Source organism: Caballeronia sp. LZ016 (assembly GCF_031450805.1).
GTDB lineage: Bacteria > Pseudomonadota > Gammaproteobacteria > Burkholderiales > Burkholderiaceae > Caballeronia.
This window is the reverse complement of record NZ_JARTVY010000001.1, coordinates 2,402,116-2,417,640: the sequence shown is the minus strand read 5'-3', so window position 1 is coordinate 2,417,640 and position 15,525 is coordinate 2,402,116. Positions and strand designations below refer to the sequence as shown.

Below are 15,525 nucleotides of genomic sequence, written 5' to 3'. Positions count from 1 at the left end.
TTTTTTGTCAATCCACCATCTCGCGCCCGGTCAGGCGCAAAAACACGTCTTCCAGATTCGCCGGACGATGCAGGTAGCGCACGTCCGCGCGGCCCTTCACGCGCGCGTGCACGGGCTGCGGATCGTCGACGTAGCAGAAGATCGTCTCGCCGCTTACTTCGATTCGCTCGACGAGCGGCTCCAGCTCGGCAGCAAGCGCACGCGGGTCCGGCCCGTAGATCTCGATGACGTCCGAGCCGATCACCGATGCGATCAGGTCGTGCGGCCGGCCTTCCGCGATCTTGCGTCCCTCTTCGATCACGCACAGGCGGTCGCAAAGGCGCTCGGCTTCCTCCATGAAGTGCGTCGTCAGCAGAATGGTCTTGCCGCGCGCGAGCAGCGAGCGCAGGCGCTCCCAGATCAGGTGCCGCGCCTGCGGATCGAGGCCGGTCGTAGGCTCGTCCATCACGAGGACGTCGGGATCGTTGACGAGCGCGCGGGCCAGCGTCAGCCGCCGTTTCATGCCGCCCGACAGTTCGCCGACGCGCGCGTCCGCCTTGCTCTCCAGCCGCGCGAACTCCAGTAGCGACGGCACCAGCGCGGCCATCCGCGCGCCCGTCAGCCCGAAGTAGCGGCCGAAGACGAGCAGGTTCTCGCGCACGGTGAAGTCGGGATCGAGATTGTCGAACTGCGGCACGACCCCGACGCGCTGCCGGGCGAAACGTGCACGGGCCGGCACGGGCTCGCCGACGAGGCGAATCGTGCCGCTATCTGGCGACGTCATGCCGAGCAGCATCTTGAGGGTCGTCGTCTTGCCCGCGCCATTGGGGCCAAGCAGACCGAAGCATTCGCCGGGGCGCACGTGGAAGGTCAGTCCGTCGACGACATTCTTTCCGCCGTATCGTTTTCTGACTTCGGTGAATTCGATGGCGGGCGCGGGCACTGAAGTGTCGTCGGGTGCGTCGGCTGCGCCGCGCGGGATGTCGCTCGTCATGCATCGCCTGCCAGAAGGGAATCCAGCGGGCTAGTGTAATCCAATGCACCAGTGCGGCGCTTTGCATGCAACCGCATGCTGCACGCGCGATTCAATCGCGTGCCGGATGCGTCAGGCACGTGTCGGGCGACAAGTGCCCGGCCTTGCGGGACAAGGCGGGCAGCAACTGGCACGGCTAAAGCTAACACGGTGCGGCGTTGCGCAAGATTAGCGTTTTCCATCGTTGCGACGCGGGTCGCGGCACACGATCATCAAGTTACGCCGCACTCTTGCGATGCGGCAGGGAGGCATGATGACAAGCTACCGAAAAATTCTGCTCTGCTACGACGGCTCCCGAGAAGGCCGCAAAGCGCTGCGCCAGGGCGCGAACCTCGCGCTCGATCTGAACGCGGAAACGCATGTGCTCGCCGTGGTCGACATGCGATCGAGTATTGCGCAGAGCGCCGGTCTGCTGACCGACGTGGCTTGCGGACGTTTCGAGGATGCGGCGCGCGACATCCTGCAGGAGGGCGTCGACTGGCTGCGTGAGCGCGGATTGCAGGCCCAGGGGCACTTCGCGTTCGGGCATCCGATCGACGAAATTGCCGCGCTCGCCGATAACCTCAAGGTCGATCTCGTCGTGGTGGGGCATCGCTGCCGCAGCGGACTGGCGCGATGGTGGATGGGCGCGGGCAACACGCCGCTGCTCGATCGCGTGTCGTGCAGCATTCTGGTGGCGGTCTGTCAGGCAGGCGAATCCGCCGAAGCCGAAGACGCCGCCGCGTATGCCGCCAAGCCGGTCAAGGCGGAAGAGGGCGCGTAGTTCGGCGTCGCGCTCGTCAGCCGTTCAGATCGACGGCGACGAGCTTCCATGACACGAGACCGCTGCGGCGGAAGATGGCCGAATACCGTGCATCGCCAGCGCCGTGCTGATAGGTCACGACGAAGGTATTGATGTCGCGGTATCTGGCGGTCGTCTGTGGCGGCTGCGGCAGACCGGGCGGTTGCGGCAGCGGACCGGACGCCGCCGTGACGCTCGCGCCGTTTCGTGACGGCGCGGGCGGCCGTTCGCCAGGAACGCCGCGCGGCGGAATGCCGTTGAGTATCGCGGCGACGCCATCGGGTGTCGCATAGGAGTCGACCAGCGGCCCGACGAGCGCCGCGCCGATCATCGCCCCGAGAATCGCGAGCGGATTGCCGCTCTTCTGAATGTCGATGCGACGCGTCAGCAGCGCCGCGACCTGTTCCTTCAGGCTGCTGCGCAACGCCGGAAAATCGACGTACTCGCTGACAGTCTCTGCATCGCGCGCATCAGCCGCGCGCTTGACGCGATCCAGCGCCAGATACGGCGACGCATACATGAATGCCACCGCCGCGCCGCACAGAACGACAGCGAGTGCAATAGCGACAAGACGGGTAGTTCGCGACATGCGGTGCACGAGCCTCTCGAGCGTCGGTCTGACTCAGATTGACCGCGCCGGTGCAAGAACGATCCCGCAACCCGCGACGTTCACGCCAGAAACCCGCCCGCGCCGCCGGCACGTTCCTCGTCGATGCAGCGGTCGAGCATGCGCGACACCTCGCTGATCTTGCCGACCATGATGACGCGCGATTCGCTGCGATAGACCCGCACCGGGGCGCGCTGCGCCGGCTCCGCATGGACCGTCTTGGCAAGCGACACCCGGGCGAACGCCGGCTGACGCGACGGCAGCACCGGCATTTCATCGAACAGATCCGGCGTGGCTTCAGCAAGCGGACGCGCCGCGACGCCGCAGGGAATCAACGCACGCAGATGACGCAGGCGGCCGAACTGGCGGAAGGGCAACAAACGGGCAAAACGTTCCATGATGACTCTCCAGGCGATAGGACGCACTGCGGCCAAGCCGCGAACGGCTGCCGTCATGCTTTGATGTACTCGAAACGCGCCGCGTCGTGCGTGGCGTGGGGGAAGCGGGCGCGCTAGAACTCGCCCGAGCGGATCAGACCGACCGCGATGCCTTCCAGCGCGAATTCACCGCTGCCGGAGCGCACGAAAATGTTCTCGTAGTCCGGGTTCTCGGCGATCAGTTCGACGCCGTCCGAACGACGCTTCCAGCGCTTGACCGTGACGTCGTCGCCGAGACGCGCGACCACGATCTGCCCGTCTTTGGCTTCGGTGCGTTTTTGCACCGCGAGCAGGTCGCCATCCAGGATGCCGGCGTCGCGCATGGACAGCCCGCGCACCTTCAGCAAATAGTCCGGCTTGCTGGAAAAGAGCGCCGGATCGCACGCGTAGTGCTGTGAAATGTGCTCCTGCGCGAGGATGGGACTGCCGGCCGCCACCCGGCCGACGAGCGGCAGAGACAATTGCATGATGCTCGGATGCGGCAGCGTGAACTGATGCGGAAGCTCGTCGGAGCGTGCGGCTTCGCTGATCAGCCGGATGCCTCGCGACGACCCTGCGGCCAATTCGATCACGCCCTTGCGCGCCAGCGCTCGAAGATGCTCCTCGGCGGAATTGGCCGAACTGAAGCCGAGTTCCGCAGCGATTTCGGCGCGCGTGGGCGGGAAACCGGTGCGCTCGATAGCGCGCTGCAGGAGTTCGAAGACCTGCTGCTGGCGAGCGGTAAGTCTTGAGGTTCTAGTCACTGGCTGGCCCCTGCTGCGCTGTATGGATGAACAGATGACTGTATTTTTATACAGTATTTCATACTTTTCAAGCATTACTTTAACTTCGCCCCGGCAGCGCCCCGCAGCGGGCGTTTTCGATGGAAGGACGCCAAAGCGCCGGTCGTTAGCACGTTTCGGTATAAAAAGATGAAAAACGATTATTTCTAATCATATAGCCGCGCCGATAGACTGATTCCGTCAATTGGATAAGACGGAGAACGGGGAATGCAAAGCACGAAAGCGGGATTGGGGACCAGGGGAAGAAAGCTGCTCACCGCGTTGGCGCTGGCGGCGGCGACGATTGGCATCGGTGTTCAGGCGCACGCACAGACATCGTTTCTGAACGTCTCCTACGATCCGACGCGCGAGCTGTACCAGGACTTCAATCAGGCGTTCGCGAAGAAATGGAAGGCCGACACCGGCGAAACGGTCACTTTCAAGCAGTCGCACGGCGGTTCGGGCGGCCAGGCCCGCGCGGTCCTCGACGGACTGCAGGCCGACGTCGTAACGCTCGCGCTCGCCTATGACATCGACGCGCTCGCCGGCAAGGGGCTCGTCAGCGGCGACTGGCAGAAGCGCCTACCGGATAACGCGTCGCCGTACACGTCGACGATCGTGTTCCTCGTGCGCAAGGGCAATCCGAAGCACATCAAGGACTGGGACGACCTGACGAAGCCGGGCGTATCCATCGTTACGCCGAACCCGAAGACCTCGGGCGGCGCGCGCTGGAACTATCTCGCAGCGTGGGCGTATGCGCAGCACAAGCCCGGCGGCAATGAGCAGACCGCGAAGGACTTCGTCTCGAAGCTCTACAAGAACGCGGGCGTGCTCGATTCCGGCGCGCGCGGCGCGACGACGAGCTTCGTGCAGCGCGGGCAAGGCGACGTGCTGATCGCGTGGGAGAACGAGGCGTTCTTGTCGCTCAAGGAGTTCGGGCCGGACAAGTTCGAGATCGTCGTGCCGTCGGTGAGCATCCTGGCGGAGCCGCCGGTCGCGGTGGTCGACAAGGTCGTCGACAAGCACGGCACGCGCAAGCTCGCCGAGGCGTATCTGAAGTATCTGTACAGCGACGAAGGACAGCAGATTGCGGCGCGCAACTTCTATCGCCCGCGTTCGAACACGGTTCCGGCCGGTCTGACGAAGCAGTTTCCGAAGCTGAAGCTCTACACCATCGACGATACCTTCGGCGGCTGGACGAAGGCGCAGAAGACGCACTTCGCGGATGGCGGCGTGTTCGACTCGATCTATCAGCCGCAGTAATGGCACGGCAGTAACGGCAAGGCAGTAACGACACGGAGCAGGGCGGCTCGATGATGGAGCATCGAGCCGGATCGGCAAATGACCAAGCGGCGCGCCATGACGCCGCTCGTCGCACGTGCAGCAACAAGCGCCCGCCCCGGCGCACTGGACAGGACAATTCGAGCATGACCACTTTCAACCTGCGCAAGCCGAGCGCGCTACCGGGCTTCGGCTTGACGCTCGGCATCACGCTCGCGTATCTGAGCCTCATCGTGCTCATACCGCTTGCGGCTACTTTCGCCAAGACGGCGACGCTCGACTGGGCGCAGTTCGTGCGCGCGGTCAGCTCGCCGCGCGTGCTGGCGTCGTACCGGCTGACGTTCTTCGCCGCGCTCGGCGGGGCGCTCATCAACGCGGTGTTCGGCTTTCTCGTCGCGTGGGTGCTGGTGCGCTATACGTTTCCGTTCAAGCGTATCGTCGACGCCATCGTCGATCTCCCGTTCGCGCTGCCGACTTCCGTCGCGGGCATTTCGCTCGCCGCGGTTTATGCGGGCAACGGCTGGATCGGGCAATTGCTCGCGCCGCTCGGCATCAAGGTGGCGTTCACGCCGCTCGGCGTGCTGGTGGCGCTGACGTTCATCGGCTTGCCGTTCGTCGTGCGCACGGTGCAGCCGGTGCTCGAGGAATTCGAGCGAGAGCAGGAAGAGGCCGCTGCGTGCCTCGGCGCGACCCGCTGGCTGACGTTTCGCCGCGTCGTGCTGCCATCGCTTTTCCCCGCGCTGCTGACGGGCTTCGCGCTCGCGTTTGCGCGCGCGCTCGGCGAATACGGGTCGGTGATTTTCATCGCCGGCAACGTGCCGATGAAGTCGGAAATCACATCGCTACTCATCATCACGAAGCTCGAACAGTACGACTATGCCGGTGCAACGGCGCTTGCGGTGGTGATGCTGTGCGTATCGTTCCTGATGCTGCTGTTCATCAATACGCTGCAATGGTTTCTGCAACGGCGCACGAGCAGGACGGTCGCACCGCCGGTCCCGACGCTGCATGTCGACGGAGGCCGCGCATGAGCACGCCCGACAGCAAGGCGATCGCGATGAACACCGCTGACCAGCGCGAAGTTCCTGCGCTCAATCCGGTGACGGAGCCGCGCGCGATACGCTGGCTGCTCACCGCGATCGCGCTTCTTTTTCTCGCGCTCTTTCTCGTCGTGCCGCTCGTTGCGGTGTTCGCGCAGGCATTCGCGAAGGGCATCGACTATTACTTCGAATCGTTGAAGGACCCGGACGCGTGGTCCGCGATCAAGCTCACGCTGATGACCGCCGCGATCGCCGTGCCGCTGAATCTCGTGTTCGGTCTCGCGGCGTCCTGGGCGATCGCGAAGTTCGAGTTTCGCGGCAAGGCGCTCCTGACGACGCTCATCGATTTGCCGTTCTCGGTCTCGCCGGTCATCTCCGGCCTCATCTACGTGCTGATGTTCGGCGCGCAGGGCTGGTTCGGGCCGTGGCTCGCATCGCATGACGTGCAGATCATCTTCGCGGTGCCGGGCATCGTGCTCGCGACGATCTTCGTCACGTTTCCGTTCGTCGCACGCGAGCTGATTCCGCTGATGCAGGCGCAAGGCAACGACGAAGAGGAAGCCGCGCACGTGCTGGGGGCATCCGGCTGGCAGATCTTCCGGCGCGTGACGCTGCCGAACGTGAAGTGGGGCCTGCTCTACGGCGTGATTCTCTGCAACGCCCGCGCGATGGGCGAGTTCGGCGCGGTGTCGGTGGTCTCGGGTCATATCCGCGGACAGACCGACACGATGCCGCTGCATGTCGAAATTCTTTACAACGAATACAACTTCTCGGCCGCGTTCGCGGTGGCGTCGCTGCTGGCCCTGCTCGCGCTCGTCACGCTCGGGCTGAAGCTGATCGCCGAGCGGCGGATGTCGCAGTCGCTCGACGATGCGAAACAAGGCGCACAGAACTGAGGATCATCATGAGCATCATCGTTCGTAATCTGCAAAAGCGCTTCGGCGACTTCACCGCGCTCGACAACGTCACGCTCGACTTTCCGGCGGGCGAACTGGTCGCGCTGCTCGGGCCGTCGGGATGCGGCAAGACCACGCTGCTGCGCGTGATCGCGGGCCTCGAACACGCCGATGCGGGCCAGGTCATGCTGAACGGCGAAGACGTCGCGCATGTCGGCGCACGCGATCGGCAAGTGGGCTTCGTGTTTCAGCATTACGCGCTGTTCAGGCACATGACGGTGTTCGAGAACGTCGCGTTCGGTTTGCGCGTGAAGCCGCGCCGCGAGCGCCCGACCGAAGCGGCCATCCGCGAGAAAGTGCATGAATTGCTCAAGCTCGTGCAACTGGACTGGCTCGCGCAGCGCTTTCCGTCGGAGCTGTCGGGCGGTCAGCGGCAGCGTATCGCGCTGGCGCGCGCGCTCGCCGTCGAACCGAAAGTGCTGCTGCTCGACGAGCCGTTCGGCGCGCTCGACGCCAAGGTCCGCAAGGAACTCCGTAGCTGGCTGCGCCGCCTGCACGACGACCTGCATATCTCGACGCTCTTCGTCACGCACGATCAGGAAGAGGCGCTCGAAGTGGCGGATCGCATCGTGGTGATGAATCATGGACGCGTCGAGCAAGTGGGCAGCCCGCAGGATGTGTACGACCATCCGCAGACGTCGTTCGTCTACGAGTTCCTCGGCGCGGCCAACCGCCTGCAGGGCAACGTGGATGCCAGCGGTTTCATCGCCGATGGCGCCGCGAAAGCGATCACCGCGCAGGCGCATTTCAGCGGGCGCGCGCTCGCTTATGTGCGCCCGCACGATCTCGCGCTGTATCGCGCCGACGATGCAGAAGGCGTCGCGCATCCTGATGGCATCGTGGTCGGCGTGCGGCGCGTGGTGACGCTGGGCGGGTCCGTGCGCGTGGAGCTCGCCGGCGATGCGGGCGGTGTGCTCGAAGCCGAACTGGACCGGGAAGCGTGGCGTGCGCTGCGGGTCGATATCGGCGATGGTGTACGCGCCGTGCCGCGCGCGCTGCGCGTTTTCCCGGCGCAATGACACGAAGATAGAACAAAGACAGCAGACAAGAGAGGCAGAGAATGAACTTCCAGCAACTGCGCTTCGTGCGCGAGGCGGTGCGTCAGAACATGAATCTGACGGAAGTCGCCAACGTGCTCTATACGTCGCAATCGGGCGTGTCGAAACAGATCAAGGACCTCGAGGACGAACTCGGCGTCGATATCTTCATTCGTCGCGGCAAGCGCCTGACGGGACTGACGGAGCCGGGCAAGCAGGTGCATCAGGTAATCGAGCGGATGTTGCTCGATGCCGAAAATCTGCGGCGCGTCGCGCGTCAGTTCGCGGATCAGGACAACGGCCATCTCGTCGTCGCGACGACGCACACGCAAGCCCGTTACGCGCTGCCCAAAGTGATTCGACAGTTCACCGAAGTATTTCCGAAAGTGCACCTCGCGCTGCGGCAGGGCAGCCCGCAGCAGATCGCGCAGATGATCATCAACGGCGAGGCGGATATCGGCATCTCGACGGAGGCGCTCGACCGCTATCCCGACATCGTCACGTTTCCGTGCTATTCGTGGCATCACACGGTGGTCGTGCCGAAGGATCATCCGCTCGTCGGGCGCGCGAACATCACGCTCGACCAGATCGCGGAATATCCGATCGTCACCTATGACAACGACTTCACCGGTCGCTCTCATGTGGACCAGGCGTTCGCGAGCGCCGGCGCGATGCCCGATATCGTGCTGACCGCCATCGATGCCGACGTCATCAAGACGTATGTCGAGCTCGGGATGGGCATCGGCATCGTGGCGGCGATGGCGTATGACGCGAAACGCGATACGGAACTCGTCGCGCTGGATACGCAGCATTTGTTCGAAGCGAGCACGACGCGTGTGGGCTTGCGCCGTGGTGCATTCTTGCGTGCTTATGCATACCGGCTGATCGAGATGTTCGCGCCGCAGCTCGATGAAACGCAGATCGCCGCGCAGCTGCGCGAGACCGCGTGAATAGCGCCGGCTGATTTACAATCGCCGGCATGAAACCTGACTCTCTTCCCGAACATCTTCCTCTGATTGCCGTCCTCGCAACGGGTGGCACGATCGCCGGACGCGCCGGCGATGCTTCCGTGACGGCGGGCTACAAGGCGGGCGTCGTCGGAGTGAACGACCTGCTCGACGCCGTGCCCGCGCTCGGCAACGTCGCACGCATTCAGGCAGAGCAGATTGCGAGCGTCGACAGCAAGGACATGAGCCACGCGCTCTGGACGACGCTTGTGCAACGCATCGACGAACTCGCGGCGCAGGACGATATCGCGGGCATCGTCGTCACGCATGGCACGGATACGCTCGAAGAAACCGCGTATCTGCTGCATCTGACGGTGAAGACCGCGAAGCCCGTCGTGCTGACGGCTGCAATGCGTCCGTCGAGCGCGCTTTCCGCCGACGGTCCGCTGAACTTGCTCAACGCGGTCACGGTCGCCGCCTCAGCCGATGCGAAGGGGCAGGGCGTGCTCGTCGCGTTCAACAACCAGATTCACAGCGCACGCGACGTGACCAAGACGAGCACCTATGCCGTCGATGCGTTTCGCTCGCCGGAAGTCGGCGTGCTCGGTTTCGTGCAGGACGGCCGCGTGGAGTTCCAGCGCGCGGTGACGAAGCCGCATACGCAGGCCAGCGAATTCACGATCGGCGCACAGTGGCCGATGGTGGAGATCGTGACGAGCCATGCGGGCGTTTCGCGCATCACGGTCGACGCGCTCGTTGCGGCCGGGGTGAAGGGCATCGTCGTGGCGGGGACGGGTAACGGGTCCATCCATGCGAGCATGACGCAAGCCCTCGTCGATGCGGTGAAGGCGGGCGTCGCGGTCGTGCGGGCATCGCGCGTGGGCTCGGGCCATGTCATGCGAAACGGCGCGGCGTCGGATGATGCGCTGGGCAGCGTCAGCGCGGGTACGCTCAATCCGTACAAGGCGCGCGTGCTGTTGATGCTCGCGCTTGCGGCGGGGGTGACGGAGGCAGGGGGATTGCAGGGCGTGTTCGACCGGTACTGACAAGAAGAAAACGCGAACCGAGGTTCGCGTTTTCCGTTCATTCACAAGCGGCAAAAACAATCAGTTAGCCGGCGGAATGCGCAGCACCTGACCGGGATAGATCTTGTCCGGACTCTTCAGCATCGGCTTGTTCGCCTCGAAGATGAGATCGTTCCTAGCGCCGCTGCCGTAATACTTTTCCGCGATCTTCCACAGATTGTCGCCCGATGCGACCGTGTGATATTGCGACTCGGGCGCGGCGTTCGGCACGGTCAACTGGTCATCGACCTTGTCGACGTGCTGCACGTTGCCCGCTGCGACCAGAATCTTCTCCTTCGTGGCCTGGTCCGCCGCCTGGCCCGAGACCGTGACGGTATGGGATGCGCCGTCATACCTGACCTGCAGGTTGTCCGCATTCAACCCTTGCGAGCGGATATACGTGGCGATCGCTTCGCCGGCCTTCTGATTCAGCGCGGCGACATCCACGGGCGCATTCGCCGGTGCGGCCTGAGCGGACGGCGTCGTAGCACCGAACAGTTTCTCGCCTGCTTCCTTGATGAAACTGAGGATTCCCATTGTTCAACTCCTTGAATGACTAAGTGGCGCCGCTTGCGAACTAGAGGCACATTAGTCCCGCGCGTCACCAGATAGTTCTCGGTTCGAACAAGGTATTTCGTCGCACGCCGCACCGCGCGCGCATCGATGAAAACTCACACAGCAATCCGACGCGGACACCCGACGGCAAACCGTCTGACCGACCAAGGCTTACCCGGCGCACCGCCGGATGCCGCTCTCGGACCCCACTTGCCGCCCTCAGCCCAGAGCGGCATTTGTCCCGCGTGCCCATACGCGGGACGCCCCACGGTTCAGGCAGGAAAGCTTCACGCAGCCTTGGCTTGCTGCGGCTCTTCCGCCACCTGATAGTTCGACATGATCTCGAGCGCACGCACGAGCGCCGAGTGATCCCACGCCTTGCCGCCGTTCGCCGCGCACACGCTGAACAACTGCTGCGCGCTCGCGGTATGCGGCAGGGTAAGGCCCATCTTGCGCGCGCCATCGAGCGCGAGATTCAGATCCTTTTGATGCAGTTCGATCCGGAAGCCCGGATCGAACGTGCGCTTCGTCATGCGCTCGCCGTGCACTTCGAGAATGCGCGACGACGCGAAGCCGCCCATCAGCGCACGGCGCACGCGCTCCGGATCGGCGCCCGAACGCGATGCGAACAGCAGCGCTTCCGCCACCGCTTCGATGTTCAGCGCGACGATGATCTGATTCGCAACCTTCGTTGTTTGGCCCGCGCCGTTATCGCCGATGAGCGAGATGTTCTTGCCCATCAGTTCGAACAGGGGCTTTGCCAGATCGAACGATTTCTGCGGGCCGCCGACCATGATCGTCAGCGTGGCTTCGCGTGCGCCGACTTCGCCGCCGGACACGGGCGCATCGAGATAATCGCACCCGAGCGCGTTGATCTTCTTCGCGAACTCCTGTGTATCCAGCGGGCTGATCGAACTCATGTCGATTACGACCTTGCCCTTCGTCAGACCGTTCGCGACGCCATCGTCGGCGAAGAGTACGTTGGCGACATCGGGCGTGTCGGGCACCATCGTGATGACGATCTCGCTGGCTCGTGCGACGGCCGTCGAGTCCGCGACGACCTGCGTTTGCGCGCGGATATCGTCGGGAACCGGATACTTGCCGTTCACGACAAGCGTGTGGCCGCCCTTCAGAAGATTGCGCGCCATGTGGGCGCCCATGATGCCGAGCCCGATGAAACCGATCGTTGCCATACTGTGTGCTCCTCCTTTATTCACGCGGTAACGGCAGCTTCCACACCGCCGACGTTTTGCAGCCAGCCCAGGCCCGCTTCGGTGCCGTTGAGCGGCTTGTATTCGCAGCCGATCCATCCTTCATAGCCGATCGAATCGAGCAGCCCGAAGAGGAACGGGTAGTTGATTTCGCCGGTGCCCGGCTCGTTGCGGCCGGGGTTGTCGGCAAGCTGAATGTGCGCGATCGACGGCAGATTCTTTTTGATCGTCGCGGCCAGTTCGCCTTCCATTCGCTGCATGTGATAGATGTCGTACTGCAGGAACAGATTGTCCGATCCGACCGCGCGGATCACGTCGAGTCCTTCCTGCGACCGGTTCAGCGCGAAGCCCGGAATGTCGTACGCATTGCACGGTTCGACGAGCAGCCTGATGCCTTCCTTCTTCAGCGCGTCGGCGGCGAAGCGCAGGTTCTCGATGATCGTCGCGCGCGCCTCGTCCGCCGATACGCCCGCCGTCGGAATGCCGACGAGGCAGTTCAGTTGCGGCACGTTCAGCGCCTTCGCATATTCGATCGCGCGGGGCACGCCTTCGCGGAACTCGGCGACGCGATCGGGCAGGCAGGCGATGCCGCGCTCGCCCGCATCCCAGTTGCCGGCGGGAAGGTTATGCAGAACGATCTGAAGATCGTTGTCCCTGAGGCGCGTCTGAATGTCGCCGATCGAGCAGGCGTAGGGGAACAGGAACTCGACCGCTTTGAAGCCCGCGTTCGCGGCCGCGGCGAAGCGGTCGAGGAAGGGGACTTCGTTGAACAGCATCGTCAGATTCGCGGCAAATTTCGGCATGTGTCTTCCTGATTGTCTTGCTGATGGTCGGTCAGCGGGTGAACGTGTTCAGTCGAGCGGCATCACGGCGGTGGGCGCATCGGCGTGGCTTTCGGCGAGCTCTTCGAACTCGTTGATCGCATCGATCTCCGTGCCCATCGCGATGTTCGTCACACGTTCGAGAATCATCTCGACGACGACCGGCACCTGATGCTCCGCGGCCAGCGCCTGCGCTTGCTTCAGCGCGCCGGCGATGTCTTCCGGCTTGTGCACGCGCAGCGCCTTGCAGCCGAGGCCTTCGGCAACCGCGACGTGATCCACGCCATAGCCTTCGAGTTCCGGCGCGTTGATGTTGTCGAAGGCAAGCTGCACGCAGTAGTCCATATCGAAGCCGCGCTGCGCCTGACGGATCAGTCCGAGATACGAGTTGTTCACGACGACGTGCACATAAGGCAGCTTGAACTGCGCGCCGACGGCCAGCTCTTCGATCATGAACTGAAAGTCGTAATCGCCCGAAAGCGCGACGATCTTGCGCTGCGGGTCCGCCGCGCGAACGCCGAGCGCAGCCGGAATCGTCCAGCCGAGCGGCCCCGCCTGACCGCAGTTGATCCAGTTGCGCGCCTTGAACACGTGCAGGAACTGCGCACCGGCGATCTGCGAAAGACCGATCGTCGTCACGAAGCAGGTGTCGCGGTCGAACGCGAGATTCATCTCTTCGTACACGCGCTGGGGCTTCATCGGGACGTTGTCGAAGTGCGTCTTGCGCAGCATCGTGCGCTTGCGCTGCTGGCAATCGGCGACCCACGCGCTGCGGTCCCTGAGCTTGCCCGCGGCCTTCCATTCCTTCGCCACTTCCACGAAGAGTTCGAGCGCCGCCTTCGCATCCGACACGATGCCGAGATCCGGTCCGAACACGCGGCCGATCTGCGTCGGCTCGATATCCACGTGCACGAACTTACGGCCCTTCGTATAGACCTCGACACTGCCCGTATGACGGTTTGCCCAGCGATTGCCGATGCCGAGCACGAAGTCGGATGCGAGCATCGTCGCGTTGCCGTATCGATGCGACGTCTGCAAGCCGACCATGCCGGCCATCAGCGGGTGATCGTCGGGAATCGCGCCCCACGACATCAGCGTCGGGATGACCGGCACGCCGAGCGTTTCCGCGAAGGTGACGAGCAGGTCCTCCGCAGCCGCGTTGAGCACGCCGCCGCCGGAGACGATGAGCGGCTTCTCGGCTTCGTTGAGCATCGTGAGCGCCTTCTCGATCTGCGCACGCGTCGCCTTCGGCTTGTAGACCGGCAGCGGTTCGTACGTATCGATATCGAACTCGATTTCGGCGACCTGCACGTCGATCGGCAGATCGACCAGCACCGGACCCGGACGGCCCGAGCGCATCAGATGGAACGCCTGCTGGAACACGCGCGGCACGAGCGCGGGCTCGCGCACCGTGACGGCCCACTTCGTGACCGGCTTCGCGATCGATTCGATATCGACCGCCTGAAAGTCTTCCTTGTAGAGACGCGCGCGCGGCGCCTGGCCGGTGATCGCGAGAATCGGGATGGAATCGGCGGAAGCGGAGTAGAGGCCCGTGATCATGTCCGTCCCCGCAGGTCCCGACGTGCCGATGCATACCCCGATGTTGCCGGCCGCGGCGCGCGTATACCCTTCGGCCATATGCGACGCGCCTTCGACGTGACGCGCGAGCACGTGGCTGATGCTGCCCGACTTCTTCATCGCCGAGTAGAACGGGTTGATCGCGGCGCCCGGCACGCCGAACGCGGTGTCGATCCCTTCTTTTTCCAGCACGAGAACGGCTGCGTCGACGGCTCTCATCTTGGCCATGAATGTCTCCTTCGTTTGTCTCTATCCGTGAATGCTGTCTGCATCGAAGCAGGGTTCCGTTGCACTTTAGAACTGTGAAAAAGGTTTGATAAGATCAGCACGAGTCGCTTTTTCCCAAACCAAAAGTATCGAATGCCCATGCTGTGCGGCTCGCTTTTGAGCCAGGAGACACGCAAATGGACCGCTTCAAACAGATCGAGACGTTCGTGCGAGTAGCCGAGGCGGGCAGCCTCGCGGCTGCGGCGCTGGAGGAGGGGGTGTCGCCGGTGATTCTGGGACGGCGCATCGATGCGCTCGAAAAGCGTCTCGGCGTCAAGCTGATGTATCGCTCGACGCGGCGTCTCGTCGTGAGCGAGGACGGCGCCGCGTTTCTCGACCGCTGCAAGAATCTGCTCGCGGAGTGGGACCAGGCGGAGAACGAACTGGCGGCGGGGCGCCGCGCGGTGGGCGGCCATCTGATCGTGTCGGCGCCGGCGGCGTTCGGCCGGATGCACGTCGCGCCGCACGCGCCGGCATTCATCGCCGACAAGCCCGAATTGCAGATGTCGTTCAATCTGACCGATCGCGTCGTCGATCTCGTGCGCGAGGGCTACGATCTGTCGATCCGCATCGGCGGGGCGGTCGATCCGAACTTCGTCGCGGTGAAGCTCGCGGGCAACCGGCGCGTCGTCTGCGGCACGCCCGCGTACTTCAGGAAGCACGGCAAGCCGAAGACGCTGGACGATCTGCCCAATCACAACTGCCTCGCCTTCAACCTGCAGGGCGGGCAGAACCGCGGCTGGTACTTTCAGCGCAACGGCAAGCTCGCGACCGTGCGCGTGGCCGGCAACCTCGATTGCAACGACGGCGAACTGCTGCATCGCTGGGTATCGGAAGGGCTGGGGCTCGGCTGGCGATCGACGTGGGAAATCCAGCGGCAACTGGAGGCGGGCGAACTCGAAACCGTGCTCGACGACTTCGAACTGCCCGCTTACGACATCCTCGCCGTTTACCCGCAGCAGCGTTATGTCCCCGCGCGGGTGCGCTACTTCATTGATTACCTTAAGGAAATCTACGCGCAGCCGGGATACTGGAGCCGCCGCCTCACGTGGCCAGGCGAGCCGCAGCCGATTCACGCGCACGCAAGCTAACTGCTTGAAAACGCGTTCAAATCGGATTTGCGCGAGCGCATACAAAAAGCTATAATCTTCGGCTTCTCACTTGCCGCAC

16 protein-coding genes are annotated in these 15,525 nt (G+C 63.8%); 8 read left to right on the top strand and 8 right to left on the bottom strand.

Annotated elements, in window-relative coordinates; all coding sequences use genetic code 11:
• Positions 1-7: 7 nt before the first annotated feature.
• The gene (nodI, locus tag P9220_RS11455) at positions 8-922 is read right to left on the bottom strand and encodes a nodulation factor ABC transporter ATP-binding protein NodI (RefSeq protein ID WP_309765472.1); all 915 of its coding nucleotides are present in this window, start codon (positions 920-922) and stop codon (positions 8-10) included.
• Between the two features lie 343 nt (positions 923-1,265).
• Between nodI and P9220_RS11450 the strand changes: the two genes are divergently transcribed.
• A complete protein-coding gene (locus tag P9220_RS11450; RefSeq protein ID WP_309764951.1) occupies positions 1,266-1,775 on the top strand; it encodes a universal stress protein in 510 nt (169 codons plus the stop codon).
• A gap of 16 nt (positions 1,776-1,791) precedes the next feature.
• Here the strand turns inward: P9220_RS11450 and P9220_RS11445 are convergent, their stop codons facing one another.
• The 3 genes from P9220_RS11445 to lexA all read right to left on the bottom strand — a co-directional run bounded on the left by P9220_RS11445 (position 1,792) and on the right by lexA (position 3,580).
• Positions 1,792-2,382, bottom strand: a complete 591-nt coding sequence (locus tag P9220_RS11445; RefSeq protein ID WP_309764950.1) for a DUF2939 domain-containing protein — start codon at positions 2,380-2,382, stop codon at positions 1,792-1,794.
• 80 nt (positions 2,383-2,462) lie between these two features.
• Positions 2,463-2,798: a hypothetical protein gene (locus P9220_RS11440; protein ID WP_309764949.1), complete on the bottom strand. Its 336-nt coding sequence runs from the start codon at positions 2,796-2,798 to the stop codon at positions 2,463-2,465.
• A gap of 113 nt (positions 2,799-2,911) precedes the next feature.
• A complete protein-coding gene (gene lexA / locus P9220_RS11435; protein WP_309764948.1) occupies positions 2,912-3,580 on the bottom strand; it encodes a transcriptional repressor LexA in 669 nt (222 codons plus the stop codon).
• Between the two features lie 246 nt (positions 3,581-3,826).
• Between lexA and P9220_RS11430 the strand changes: the two genes are divergently transcribed.
• The 6 genes from P9220_RS11430 (at position 3,827) to P9220_RS11405 (ending at position 9,905) form a co-directional block, all read left to right on the top strand.
• Complete coding sequence (locus P9220_RS11430) at positions 3,827-4,861, top strand: sulfate ABC transporter substrate-binding protein (RefSeq protein WP_309764947.1); 1,035 nt, start codon at positions 3,827-3,829, stop codon at positions 4,859-4,861.
• A gap of 164 nt (positions 4,862-5,025) precedes the next feature.
• Positions 5,026-5,910, top strand: a complete 885-nt coding sequence (cysT, locus tag P9220_RS11425) for a sulfate ABC transporter permease subunit CysT (RefSeq protein WP_309764946.1) — start codon at positions 5,026-5,028, stop codon at positions 5,908-5,910.
• Between the two features lie 26 nt (positions 5,911-5,936).
• On the top strand, positions 5,937-6,815 hold the full coding sequence (cysW, locus tag P9220_RS11420; protein ID WP_309765471.1) for a sulfate ABC transporter permease subunit CysW: 879 nt from the start codon (positions 5,937-5,939) through the stop codon (positions 6,813-6,815).
• An 8-nt stretch (positions 6,816-6,823) separates the two neighbouring features.
• Positions 6,824-7,894 carry a sulfate ABC transporter ATP-binding protein gene (locus P9220_RS11415; RefSeq protein WP_309764945.1) on the top strand — a complete coding sequence of 357 codons (1,071 nt, stop codon included), beginning with the start codon at positions 6,824-6,826 and terminating at the stop codon, positions 7,892-7,894.
• A 41-nt stretch (positions 7,895-7,935) separates the two neighbouring features.
• Entirely contained in the window at positions 7,936-8,862 is a 927-nt protein-coding gene (locus P9220_RS11410) for a CysB family HTH-type transcriptional regulator (RefSeq protein ID WP_309764944.1), read from the top strand.
• 29 nt (positions 8,863-8,891) lie between these two features.
• The gene (locus P9220_RS11405) at positions 8,892-9,905 is read left to right on the top strand and encodes an asparaginase (protein ID WP_309764943.1); all 1,014 of its coding nucleotides are present in this window, start codon (positions 8,892-8,894) and stop codon (positions 9,903-9,905) included.
• Between the two features lie 60 nt (positions 9,906-9,965).
• On the opposite strand, the gene lysM is transcribed toward P9220_RS11405, so the two are convergent.
• The 4 genes from lysM to gcl all read right to left on the bottom strand — a co-directional run bounded on the left by lysM (position 9,966) and on the right by gcl (position 14,316).
• Positions 9,966-10,460: a peptidoglycan-binding protein LysM gene (lysM, locus tag P9220_RS11400; RefSeq protein WP_309764942.1), complete on the bottom strand. Its 495-nt coding sequence runs from the start codon at positions 10,458-10,460 to the stop codon at positions 9,966-9,968.
• Between the two features lie 305 nt (positions 10,461-10,765).
• Complete coding sequence (locus P9220_RS11395; protein WP_309764941.1) at positions 10,766-11,671, bottom strand: 2-hydroxy-3-oxopropionate reductase; 906 nt, start codon at positions 11,669-11,671, stop codon at positions 10,766-10,768.
• 20 nt (positions 11,672-11,691) lie between these two features.
• Positions 11,692-12,492, bottom strand: coding sequence for a hydroxypyruvate isomerase (gene hyi / locus P9220_RS11390; RefSeq protein WP_309764940.1), 801 nt, complete (start codon positions 12,490-12,492; stop codon positions 11,692-11,694).
• A gap of 48 nt (positions 12,493-12,540) precedes the next feature.
• Complete coding sequence (gene gcl, locus P9220_RS11385; RefSeq protein WP_309764939.1) at positions 12,541-14,316, bottom strand: glyoxylate carboligase; 1,776 nt, start codon at positions 14,314-14,316, stop codon at positions 12,541-12,543.
• A gap of 176 nt (positions 14,317-14,492) precedes the next feature.
• On the opposite strand from gcl, the gene P9220_RS11380 reads away from it, so the two are divergent.
• The gene (locus tag P9220_RS11380; protein ID WP_309764938.1) at positions 14,493-15,446 is read left to right on the top strand and encodes a LysR family transcriptional regulator; all 954 of its coding nucleotides are present in this window, start codon (positions 14,493-14,495) and stop codon (positions 15,444-15,446) included.
• Positions 15,447-15,525 lie beyond the last annotated feature (79 nt).